Origin of the sequence: Nitrosospira multiformis, from assembly GCF_003050865.1 — a bacterium.
GTDB classification, from domain to species: domain Bacteria; phylum Pseudomonadota; class Gammaproteobacteria; order Burkholderiales; family Nitrosomonadaceae; genus Nitrosospira; species Nitrosospira multiformis_E.
This window is the reverse complement of record NZ_QAOK01000005.1, coordinates 43,099-54,708: the sequence shown is the minus strand read 5'-3', so window position 1 is coordinate 54,708 and position 11,610 is coordinate 43,099. Positions and strand designations below refer to the sequence as shown.

11 protein-coding genes are annotated in these 11,610 nt (G+C 52.1%); 7 read left to right on the top strand and 4 right to left on the bottom strand.

Going from position 1 to position 11,610, the window contains the following annotated elements; all coding sequences use genetic code 11:
- Positions 1-70 precede the first annotated feature (70 nt).
- Positions 71-853 (bottom strand): XrtB/PEP-CTERM-associated transcriptional regulator EpsA, encoded by a 783-nt coding sequence (epsA, locus tag C8R21_RS04140; protein ID WP_107761568.1) that lies wholly within the window; start codon positions 851-853, stop codon positions 71-73.
- 440 nt (positions 854-1,293) lie between these two features.
- Here epsA and C8R21_RS04135 point away from each other — a divergent pair, with 440 nt between their 5' ends.
- From C8R21_RS04135 to C8R21_RS04125, 3 genes are all read left to right on the top strand, one after another.
- Entirely contained in the window at positions 1,294-1,761 is a 468-nt protein-coding gene (locus tag C8R21_RS04135) for a hypothetical protein (protein ID WP_107761567.1), read from the top strand.
- Positions 1,762-1,837: 76 nt separating this feature from the next.
- Entirely contained in the window at positions 1,838-2,227 is a 390-nt protein-coding gene (locus tag C8R21_RS04130; protein WP_107761566.1) for a RidA family protein, read from the top strand.
- 97 nt (positions 2,228-2,324) lie between these two features.
- Positions 2,325-2,711, top strand: a complete 387-nt coding sequence (locus C8R21_RS04125; RefSeq protein WP_107761565.1) for a TIR domain-containing protein — start codon at positions 2,325-2,327, stop codon at positions 2,709-2,711.
- Between the two features lie 230 nt (positions 2,712-2,941).
- Here C8R21_RS04125 and C8R21_RS04120 read toward each other — a convergent pair whose 3' ends face one another.
- The 3 genes from C8R21_RS04120 to C8R21_RS04110 form a co-directional block, all read right to left on the bottom strand.
- Positions 2,942-4,204 (bottom strand): hypothetical protein, encoded by a 1,263-nt coding sequence (locus C8R21_RS04120; RefSeq protein ID WP_107761564.1) that lies wholly within the window; start codon positions 4,202-4,204, stop codon positions 2,942-2,944.
- Between the two features lie 291 nt (positions 4,205-4,495).
- Complete coding sequence (locus tag C8R21_RS04115; protein WP_107761563.1) at positions 4,496-5,038, bottom strand: Slp family lipoprotein; 543 nt, start codon at positions 5,036-5,038, stop codon at positions 4,496-4,498.
- Between the two features lie 186 nt (positions 5,039-5,224).
- On the bottom strand, positions 5,225-5,887 hold the full coding sequence (locus tag C8R21_RS04110; RefSeq protein ID WP_107761562.1) for a thiopurine S-methyltransferase: 663 nt from the start codon (positions 5,885-5,887) through the stop codon (positions 5,225-5,227).
- 133 nt (positions 5,888-6,020) lie between these two features.
- On the opposite strand from C8R21_RS04110, the gene C8R21_RS04105 reads away from it, so the two are divergent.
- The 4 genes from C8R21_RS04105 to C8R21_RS04085 all read left to right on the top strand — a co-directional run bounded on the left by C8R21_RS04105 (position 6,021) and on the right by C8R21_RS04085 (position 11,423).
- Positions 6,021-6,719 carry a GNAT family N-acetyltransferase gene (locus C8R21_RS04105; protein ID WP_107761561.1) on the top strand — a complete coding sequence of 233 codons (699 nt, stop codon included), beginning with the start codon at positions 6,021-6,023 and terminating at the stop codon, positions 6,717-6,719.
- A gap of 382 nt (positions 6,720-7,101) precedes the next feature.
- Positions 7,102-9,213: a 5-histidylcysteine sulfoxide synthase gene (ovoA, locus tag C8R21_RS04095; protein WP_181258842.1), complete on the top strand. Its 2,112-nt coding sequence runs from the start codon at positions 7,102-7,104 to the stop codon at positions 9,211-9,213.
- Entirely contained in the window at positions 9,210-10,436 is a 1,227-nt protein-coding gene (locus tag C8R21_RS04090) for a MalY/PatB family protein (RefSeq protein WP_107761558.1), read from the top strand. The genes ovoA and C8R21_RS04090 overlap by 4 nt, the downstream gene beginning before the upstream one ends.
- 111 nt (positions 10,437-10,547) lie before the next feature.
- Positions 10,548-11,423 (top strand): DMT family transporter, encoded by an 876-nt coding sequence (locus tag C8R21_RS04085; protein WP_107761557.1) that lies wholly within the window; start codon positions 10,548-10,550, stop codon positions 11,421-11,423.
- The last annotated feature ends 187 nt before the right edge of the window (positions 11,424-11,610 follow it).

The following is an 11,610-nucleotide window of genomic DNA, read 5'->3' as shown; positions in this document are numbered from 1 at the left end:
GCGGTCATGCTGTCGTTTTTAAAGAATAAAGACCAGTTTCAATGCGCGCCGTGTCGTCAATTGTGAAAGCCTATCTGTTGTTCGGCGATGTTTTCTCTGCTGCTGGCATCATTTGAGAACGATCGGCAGCATGCAGTTTCTGGAATAGATCCAGCAGGCAGTTTTTTACCGTAGAAGTGCTGACCTCCAGTATCGCAGCCGTTTCAGAAACCGTTTTACCCATCCGGGTCCACTCCATTATCGCGATTTCGCGAGGGCTGAATCCATACTTCTCTGGATTTAACGGAACCAGGGTGCGTCGATTGTTCCCGGGGGGTGGATCAATGCGGCCGAATGCCGCGTCGATGTATGGAAGCAGTATTCCGATGACGTTCATCGAGGAAGGGGAGATATTCCTGCTCGAACTGAACATCACGTACAGACAATCATGCTGCCCGCGTTTGTCGCTGATGCCATGTACCAACATGGAATGCATACCTTGCAGCGCCCCTCCCAGAGGACATTGCAGGACGCGTTCTTCCATCAGGAAACCATATTCGCCGCTACCAAGAGCGTAAGGGGCCTTCCCAAGTTGAACCCAGCGGCGGAACAGACCCTGGAGTAAGGGTAGCAGCGCCCTTGCATCGGAGTTTTCGCTCCTCACTTCGAGCAAGGCAGAGACAATGTCATGACACACGGTATCTGTATCGAAATCTCCCCATGCAGCAAGCATGATCTCGTGAGGCAGATAGTCTTGCATCTCGCCTTGCAGCCACAGCAATAGATCATAGTGACAGCTTACTTCCAGCCATTCCTGGATGATATGGTGGTACCGCTCCACGTGTTCCACAGAAAAAAAGGCCGGCAAGTTCATCTGGAATATTCAATCCGGGTTACGGGAGACCCATTCACACTATATGCAAGCAATCTTCATACCAAGAGCTAACTCGCGGATTTCAAAGGTTGAACAGACGTTGATGGAAGAAATATGGGAAGAATGTAAAGATTTCTGACAGGCGATCAGGCCTATTTAAACTTGCAGCACCGAAGCTTCTGGATTATTTCTACCCACCGCGGCGCCGGAATACGGCTTTTCCGCAATTGGTATTTTCTTGTTGACCACTTTCTTTGTTGATAAAATAAATTGGATTTAGCTCTTGAGAGTTCCTGAACCAGAGCTATTTGTTCCAGAACCGGAGGAACAGGGCAGGTTGAGAACAGGGCGAGCCACGATTCCTTACTGCCAGGAGGAGAGGCACGTTCTTTTTTATTGCCGATTTTGACCAGTGCGGAGAAATTCCGTAAAGGAGTATCATGAACAAAAGAGTAAACGACAAGAGAGTAATAGCGATGGCATTCTTTATTATTCTGTCATGGCCCGTCTCTGCCTTCTCATTGCAGCAGCCGGAATCACAGTCGCAATCGCAATCACAATCGGCTTCATCCCCGGAACTGCCTCATGGAGACGGTTGGCGCCTTGTGCGCTCGATTCAGCTTGGCAACTCAAAAAACTATATCCATATGGTCCTGATCGATAGCAAGCGGGATATGGATAAGGCGGTTTACGGCGCTGCACTCAGCAAGATATGCAGATCGGAATCCGATTTCTGCAGAGTCAGATTCTGGAATGAAGAACGTTACGTAGCTGACTCGATTTCGTTTACAGATGCTCAATTCAAAGCGCTGCGGGCCGAATACATATTCAATCGTGCCGGCCAGGTGCAGCAAATGAAATATGCATGCACGGTCGTATCCGACAAGAATCAGTGTTTCTCTCACTGAGGGACACGATCGGGTACATCATCTGGAAAAGCGGTGGAGGTTTGTCCGCGCTAACCATAAAGAACAGGAAGCTCAGATGACACGCAGATTGATCAGTTCAGGATCCACGTTCGAACAGGAGATCGGTTACTCCAGGGCTGTGGTTGAGGGTGACTGGGTCTTCGTCTCAGGCACGACAGGTTTTGACTACAGCAAAATGACAATTTCAGACGATCTTCTTGAGCAGGCTGAGCAATGTTTCAGAAATATCGACGCTGCTCTGGATGAGGCCGGGGCAAGCATGAGAGATATTGTGCGCGTCACCTATATATTGCCTGATGCTGCCGACTTCCCCAAGTGCTGGCCCATATTCCGGAAATATCTCGGGGATGTAAGGCCAGCGGCAATGATGTTGGCTGCCGGCCTCTCGGATCCGCGTATGCGTATCGAGATACAGGTAACCGCAAGGCGCGGCTCAGGAGCGTGAGATATTTGAACGATCAAGGGAGAGGTCTGCCGCTGCTGGCAGAGAGGATGGTTGGGACTTGGGATTCCACGCTAATAACAAATGAAGGGGGTAATTGATGGCTGAAAAAACAAACAAGATCTTTATCAGTTTTGCACTCAAGGACAGGAGTGCTCACGATCAGCTTCTGGAGCAATTGAAGGAGCAAACAAAATTTTCCTTTGTGGAGATGCCTGTCAAACAGTCCTGGGAGCCTTCCTGGAAAGACGAATGCCGGGAGACGGTGAAGGGATGTGATGGCGTGATTGGCCTGATTACCAAAAACTATGTCAGAGCCGACGGGCAGCAATGGGAACTGCGCTGCGCTTACGATGCGAGAATACCTGTATTGCTTATTCACGGAGATTCCGACAGGCTCCCCTCCAAACTGCCTGAACCCGTTGGAGACCGCGAGATCGATGCGTGGAACTGGCCAGCAATCTCATCGTTTCTCGACAGACTATAAGCATTTTTTCCTGAGCACTCCGGGCGGCAAGAAACCGGAAATTGCCGACCGGAGCATGTCAGTTTTTCATACACCACTTTCCATAACCCGGGGAAACCTGTCAGAAGGCGCTCGCAGCTTGAGCCAAGTTCGACCGCTGCCTTCGACGGAAGTGAAAGCCCGGCCGTTAAAGGGTATCGCTGTAGGGTATCGATGCTCCGATGGAGCCGTTCGGTGAGTCGAGAAAACGCTTATTGAAACACGCCCAGATCCGCCACCCGTTGTTCGATAGTCCGCATCATTTCCTCATAGGCGGGCGCTCCGATTCCCCCAAAGCGTTTTTTGAACTCGGCCTCCGTCATGAATTCCGGCAGGTCGGACCAGGGGGGCATCAAATCTGTGTCCCCAATGCTGGAAAGGACACGATACTGAAGTTGCTGGGCTGATATCTCGCTTGCTACCGCCTTTTCTCCAAATTTTGTGCCTGCGTGATCTGCAGCAAGATCGTTAAAGGAGAAGCCGCTGCCATGGCGGGAGTCCTCGAATTCCTTGTACAACCCGATTGCATCCGCGAGTGCGGTATCGGCATAGGCAGCGATAGCGGCGGAAACCATGAAGTGCTTGGCAAAATCATCACGGCCATCCAGTGTTACAACCTGAGGCTGGGCTCGGGGCCAGGTTGTTTTTCCTGGAAGAATCCGCTTCAGTGAAATACCCAGCACATGTGCTGTGGCAACCAGAATAAGGGCACGGTTTTCAGCACGCGGGTCAGTCTCCGTCGATTGCCCAACTGCTGCGCGTATGAGCGGTGAAAGCACGTCCGACAGCGATAATTCTTTCTCGCCAGTTCTGCTGCTTTCCACCAGCAGGCGTTGATAACGAAGCAAACGTTCGCGCTCCTCTTCGCCTATGATCGAGGCCTTCATGCCGTGGGAGAGGCCGCCGCGCCAACGATAAACAATGGTCAATTCATCCGGAGAAACCTTTACCACCCGAAGCGAATCCAAACTAGCCTTATATTCCGGGCTCTCTCTTAACCATTCCAGTATCCGGGGCATGAACATGTCCACAAGCGCGTCAGGTAACGAAAGTTTGCCGATCTGGATCGATCTGAGCTGTGGCAGGCGATCGGTCTCGACTAAAGATGCCTGAATATTGAGATATCTATCCGGGTAGCGCTTGAGTGGAGTCTCGGAAAGGGGAATGCTGAGGCGGATCACTGCGCTTCGATGGGCAAGGGTGAGGTGAGCGCTGCCTTTCAGGAGCCTGCGCGCCAGGTAATTTGCGGCCAGATCCGCATCCGCCGGCATTATCCTTGCAGCAGCGAACATTCCCGGACGTACCCAGTAACGGTGCTTATCCACAATGCGCTTTGCGCGTTCTATGTGATCCGATGTCAGGACGACCTGACGGTTGATGCGTGGGCGATCTTCAATAGCGAGCGAGATTACGACGACTAGGATCAGGGAAAAAATCAATAGCAATCCAGCCGAGACAATCAGAAGTTTGCGCATGAAATTTTATTGAAGTGTCCGCTCAGGACAAAGGGCGCACGATGCCAGTATTCCGGACCATGGCAGCTGCGCCCTTGTGGATTTACCGGTCCTGTGGGTTTGCCGCGAAAGGATAAAGAAAAACGCCGCGGTTTCGACTAATGCTCAAATCGCTTTCTCAAAAAAGGCGGAACAGACCACAACGGTTCCATATGGCATGCAACGTGCCCGGCAGGGCGGCGCATGCTGTACCCGGGCGATGATTATCCCGACTTTACTGAGAATGCTCAAGGAGGACTTATCAAAGGGTTTCTAATACCACCAGTAGGGGCGGTAGAATCCTCCCCAATATGGTCCGCCATAATACCCATATCCGAAGTATGGACTGAAGCCGTAGCCGGGCCCGCCATAAGTGTAAGGCTGATATTGGTACACCGGCCATAAATAAATGCCTTTGGAAGAAAGCAGAGGCAGACGTACGTGTTTTTTTCCTATCGTACGCTCGATATCACCTTCGATTGTTCCCGCAACTGTGATTTCTCTATCCTTTGCATAAACAGCGGGATCCAGAAATTCGGAACTCTTGATCACGAAACGTCCCTCGCTCTGTTTGTTCAGTTGCGGCCGTCCGGAATAATTGAGGGGATAGGACAGCACCTGCACCAGGGTGAAGTTTTCTTCATTTTCAACATCAATCACCACGCCTCCCCAGCGGACGGACGTATCCTTATAGCTGTTCGGGTTCTGGCTCACTTCGCCATAACCGACTTTTGCCACCGGTACGTCTCGCACTGCTGCCGGCAGTCCGACGCATGCGCTCAAGAAAATACAGACGAATAACAAGTATGGTCTCATCTTTTTTTCCTTTCATGAAAACATGGCCCAGGGGTTGTTTATTTGCCATCTTCGCCTAGAATTGGAATTTCTTAATAGAGCCACTACAAGCATAGTTTAATCTGGAGTAAAAACACGACGTTATTAATAGGGCGCCTTTGAATCTCTCTCACGACTGGGCAAGCTGTCAGGGGATTTCTTCGAGTGTTATGCCGTCCGTGTCGTGAGGAGGAAGATGCTTTCCTGAAGTCGGCTTATGCCTCGTTGCTGAAAGCGCGGATTCTCCGTCAGCACGTCGAATTTTGCGAGCAGACGAATATCCGTGCGTTTTCCGTAAAGCGCCTCTACCTCGGCTGTGGAAACCGCAAAAGGCGGACCCGACATTTCAGCTTGGGGATAATCGAAAGTAACGAGCAGTATCGGGATTGCGGGCGGCAAGATGCGCAGCAAGTGGTCTGCGTATGCATAGCGGGTTTTCGGGGGCAGCGCGACCAGGGAGGCGCGGTCATACACTGCGCCCACCTCTGCCAGGTCGTCTTTTTCCAGGTCAAAAAAATCTCCGCACAGGATGCGGATGCCCTCCACATCCCAGCGATCGAATTTCCCCAAGGTTGTGTGGCGAGGAGAATATGCGTTTTCCTTGAAGAACGCCTGGACTGCCCGAGCGCTTAATTCCACACCCAACACGGAAAGGTCCTGCTCGCGGAGCCACATCATGTCTCGGCTTTTCCCGCAGAGGGGAACGAGAACCTGTTTCTCCGGCTCAACCTTTAATTCACGCCAATACTGGCGTAAATACGGATTGACTTCGCTCTGGTGAAAACCGATTTCTTCCTGCCTCCAGCGTTCCAGCCAGTATTCTTTTTTCATTTTTCTGTGTTCTCCCGGCATTATTTAAGATAAATTTATCCTGTCGCCATCCACTTGAACTCATAAAAGATTAAGCCGGCAATATTTCGCCGATATAAAAATTCGCCAAAATTATCCTGCCCATAACTACGAAATGCTTCAAAAACTTGCTGCGCTTTTTAAGGAATTTGGATTTTTTGCTGGCCTGTTGTATGTGTCAGATCGTTTTCTTGCCAGTATTTCTCCCGCCCTGCGACTGTATTTCTACGATATTATGGTCCAGCCGATTCACAAAGAGCCACTTATCCCCGAGCGGTTAAGCAGGAATCTTGAAATTCGCGAGATCAAACGAGGTGATCCGGAAGTGGATCTCATGCCGGCGCGGCCAGACATAAAGGAAGCCCGTTTTGAACAGAATGCGGTTTGCCTTGGCGCTTTTCAGAAAGGGAAATTTATCGGATATATGTGGTTCTGTCCCTATGCTTACAAAGAAGACGAGGTTCGCTGCATCTTCCTGGTATCGCCGATCGGCGAAGCGGTCTTCGATTTCGACTTCTACCTTTTTCCCGAATATCGCATGGGCCGCGGATTTATCGGTGTGTGGAACGGAGCCAATCAATATCTTAACGAGCGAGGGATAAAATATACCTTCAGCCGTGTTACCCGGACGAACATCGCCTCCCGCCGGGCGCACAGCCACCTGGGGTGGAAATGTGTGGGACGCACACTATTCTTGCAGGCTGGGCAGTTGCAGTTCATGGCTGCCACTATTTCTCCCTTCCTTCACTTGTCGTTTGGGAAGTCCGGACATGTTCAGCTAAAATTACGTCCCGATGCTCTGCTGATCCAATAATCCCTCCCTGAAATAAATATGGAACTCGGGCTTGCCAGAGCAATCGAAAGCACCAGCATAAACCAAAATAATCAAGCGCCCGAAGGTGCGAAGGGTGAAGGAAGTAACCTCAGGTCTTTTTACGCAGCACCACGGTATGAAGCACAGGCGGACGGGCGTCAGCAATTCGAGAAAAGCTCCTCTCACTGTGCTGTCATGTTTTTCAGTGCTGAGTTCTCTGCTCCATGATTCCTGGCAATAGTGAGGCAATGTATCCGGGTGTACACTTCGTTTATTTTATATTGAGAGGCTATATCCATAACCGAGGGTGAACATGAATTTGAATGCAAAGAAAACAACCACAGCTGTTCAATCTGCTTCCGAAAACCCCAAGTTGCGTGTAATGCCCAAACAGCTCTTTTCCCGAACTCCTGTTCTTACAGGTGATAATGCTGCGGCAAAGCGCGAGGAAATACGCGAATACTTTCATTCCACACTGGATCGTTACGAGCAGCTCTTCGAAACGCTGCGGGGAGATGCAGCCTACTTCAAAAAACCCATTTCTTTGCGTCATCCGCTCATATTCTATCTCGGCCATACGGCCACCTTCTTTACCAATAAACTGCTGCTCGCGGGTCTGATCACTGAACGTATCAACCCAAAAATGGAATCGATGTTCGCAGTGGGTGTCGATGAAATGAGTTGGGACGATCTGGATACGACGCATTACGATTGGCCTTCTGTCGAAGAGGTGCGAGCCTATCGTAGAAGGATGCGGGAAACCGTCGATCGACTCATTCGTGAAACGCCTCTGACCCTGCCCATTGAATGGGACAGCCCCTGGTGGACGATCGTGATGGGTATCGAACACGAGCGCATTCATCTAGAGACTTCGTCCGTCCTTATCCGGCAGCATGCGCTGGAACATGTCGCTCCCCATCCTGCGTGGGAGCCCTACCGTAAATCTGGGGTTGCGCCCGACAATCAGCTGGTGAAGGTACCGGAAGGCACCGTGCAGCTTGGCAAGAAAAAAGACGATCCTTTCTACGGATGGGATAACGAATACGGTACCCACATTGCGGACGTTGCAGCCTTCGAAGCTGGCAAATACCTGGTGAGTAATCAGGAATTCCTGGAATTTGTTCAGGCGGAAGGCTATGGAACCGAAAGTTACTGGGAAGAGGAAGGGCGCGCCTGGCTGAAGCATGCTGGCGCGAAGCATCCTACTTTCTGGCTCCGGCGAGGCGTCGAATGGGAGTTGCGCCTGATGACCAAGGAAGTTCCCATGCCCTGGGATTGGCCGGTGGAGGTGAATTATCACGAAGCCAAGGCCTTCTGTAACTGGAAAGCGTCTGTGAGCGACCAGCCTTATCGCCTCCCGACAGAGGATGAATGGTACCGTCTCTATGAGGTGGCGGGATTATCCGAGGTTCTGGCTGCCGCACCAGCCGAAGCCAACATTCATCTCGATCATGGTGCATCCAGCCACCCTGTCAACGAATTTGTCCAGGGCGATTTTTACGATGTGGTCGGGAATGTGTGGCAGTGGACCGAAACGCCTATTTATCCTTTCGACGGCTTTGATGTTCATTCCCACTATGATGATTTCACAACACCGACTTTCGATGGCAGGCACAATCTCATCAAGGGAGGCTCCTGGATTTCCTGCGGTAACGAATCCTTGAAGAACTCGCGTTACGCGTTTCGGCGCCATTTCTTTCAGCACGCGGGTTTTCGCTATGTGGTCGGCGCTGCCCCGGCGATTCAGCATGGCTCCCACTACGAAACCGATAAGCTGCTCTCCGAATATGCAGAATTCCATTACGGAGACACCTATTTCGGTGTGCCAAATTTTCCGAAAGCGCTGGCCGAGCTCGCTATTGCCGCCATGGGGGACAAGCCGGCGCGCAAGGCGTTCGATCTGGGCTGCGCATCGGGGAGGGCCGTCTTTGAACTGGCGCGACATTTCGATGAGGTGACAGGAGTCGATTTCTCCGCCCGCTTCATTGGGCAGGGAGTTCAGTTGGCGTCGCAAGGCGTGCTGCGCTATACCCTCGCCGATGAAGGTGATCTGGTCTTTTACCGGGAGCGGACGCTGACTGGACTGGGCCTCGATAACGTCAGGCACAAAGTGGCGTTTTATCAGGGCGATGCCTGTAATCTCAAGCCGCTCTATACAGGTTATGACCTGATTCTCGCGGCGAATCTCATAGACCGCCTTTATGATCCGGCCAAACTGCTCACATCCATACACACTCGCCTCAATCCCGGCGGTATTCTGCTGATTGCCTCTCCTTATACATGGCTGGAGGAACATACCAAGCGGGAAGCCTGGATCGGTGGATTCAAGCGGGATGGTGAAAGTTTCGGAACGCTCGATGGGCTGAAAGAAATTCTGAGTACCCACTTCAAGCTGATTCAGGGGCCCACGGAAGTTCCATTTGTTATTCGCGAAACACGCCGTAAATTCCAGCACACACTCTCGGAAGTAACAATCTGGGAGAAAGTTGTTTGAACAGAAGCTCTTCCATCGGGAACCAGGATTTTGATAAGGAAATTGACCGGACCGGGACAGCCAGCCTGAAATACGACAAGCGCCAAAGCATGTTTGGCGCAGCGGGAGTAATTCCCCTATGGGTCGCGGACATGGATTTTGCCGCTCCAGCCGCGGTCACGCGGGCGCTTTCTCGACGCGCCGCCCATCCGGTGTATGGGTACACCGTCTTTCCCGACAGTTTGTATGAGTCGCTGATTGATTGGCTGAGGCGTCGTCATGGCTGGGAGATCGAGCGAGACTGGATCATGATGTGCCCCGGCGTGGTTCCGTCGTTGCATGCCGCTATCATGACCTTTGCGCAACCCGGAGAACCGGTTATCGTGCAGCCGCCGGTATATTTCCCCTTTTTTTCTGCCGTCACCAGTACCGGCAGGCAACTCGTACAGAATCCGCTGCGGTTGCGGAATGGCCATTATGAGATCGATTACGATCATCTCGAGCAATGCGCGCAAGGCGCACGTCTCCTGCTGTTATGCTCACCGCATAATCCCGTCGGCAGAGTGTGGAGCAGGGGGGAACTCGAACGCATCCTGCGGATAGCGGATAAACACAACCTCGTGGTATTTTCCGACGAAATCCATGCTGATCTGATTTATCCCGAAGCCAGGCATCATATGCTCTCACGGCTGGCGAAAGCATGGGCCGGAAGCAAGGCAGATGTCATAACAGCTGTCGCCCCCAGCAAGGCATTCAACATTCCCGGATTGAATCTTTCCGCTCTCGTCGTGCCGGATTCCAGGCATCGGGAAGAGCTTGCGCGGACGTTCGATATCCTGCATGCCAGCGCATCCAATCCTTTCAGCATTGCTGCTTTCGAGGCAGCCTATCGGGAAGGTGAAGTCTGGCTGGATGAATTGCTGGTTTATCTACAGAAAACCCGTGATTTTGTCTCAGAGTATCTGGCGACCCACCTCCCTGAAATCCACCTCATCGACCCCGAAGGCACGTATCTGCTCTGGTTTGATTGCCACGAGCTGATGAACGCATTGGGGATGACTGATATCCAGCTCAGGCATTTTTTTGTGCATGAAGCGGGTATCGGTATGAGTCCGGGCACTTTGTTTGGCGAAGAAGGCAGCGGTTTCATGCGCATGAATATCGGTGCGCCCCGTAGCATCATTGAAGCAGCACTTGAAAGTATCAGAAAAGCTGTGCACAAAGCGAAGCAGGGGAGCACCTGAGCGTATGGAGGTTCCGACAGTTCTGTTTTCCCAGGAAGGGAAGCTCCGCTCGTACTCATGAAACAGCCGCAACAAAGAACAACCAGACAATAACAAGCGCTGTTTCAATACATGAGCGAAGCACTCAAATCCTGGAGTGGCTGGATAGCGGTCTTCTTTTCCATATGCATCTGGACCGGCTTCATTCTCGTCAGCCGATACGGGGGGATGGGCACGTTGACAAGCTGGGATATTGCCCTGCTGCGATTCGGAGTAGGCGCTTCGATCGCCGTCTTTTTTTTGCCGCGAATCCTGTTGCCCCCCCTCAAGGTGATAGCCCTGTTCTCGCTGTTCGGCGGCATCGGTTACGCTGCGGTGGTATACGCTGCCTTTCGCTGGGCGCCGGCAGCTCATGCTTCCGTTCTGTTGCCCGGCACACTGCCTTTTCTGACTGCGATTATTGCGTGGCTGTGGTTCGGCGAAAGATTTACAGGCGTGCGCCAGATAGCGCTGCTTATTGTTTTTGTCGGCATCCTGCTGACCGCCGCTGACTCGCTCTCACTCGGAACACATGTATCTCCCACGCAGATTCTCGGGGACGTGCTATTTCTTTGCGGGTCCTTATTATGGGCGATATTCACGCTGCTGCTTGCGCGCTATCCGATGCCGCCGCTTGCTGCCACTGTAACGACCACCCTGGGCAGCGCCGCAATTTACCTGCCCGTTTGGCTGTTATTTCTGCCCAGCAATCTCGCACAGGCCTCTGTTCGCGAAATCACCATTCAGGCAGCATATCAGGGTGTGCTGGTCGTCTTTATCGCGATGCTGCTCTATACGTTCGCCGTGCGTCGCCTCGGGTCGCAAACGGTCGCCCTGCTGATGGCATTCGTGCCCGTCGTATCCGCATTGGCGGCTGTGCCTGTCCTGGGAGAACCCTTGTCTCTGCTCACTCTGGCAGGATTGGGGGCGGTTACCATAGGCGCTATCCTAGGAGCGCGCCAGGCATAAATATTGGACGGGGAGTAAATGCTCAGACATAGTATCCCGATAAGGGCATAATGAGCACTATCTGATACTCCAGCCGACCATACTCGGGTTTCGGAGTGGAGGAACTGCGTCATTGTGCTCGTTTATATGTGAATCTCGCTCTGCGAATTGTTCTTGAACGATGACGCTTCAAAGCGAGGCGGAGATG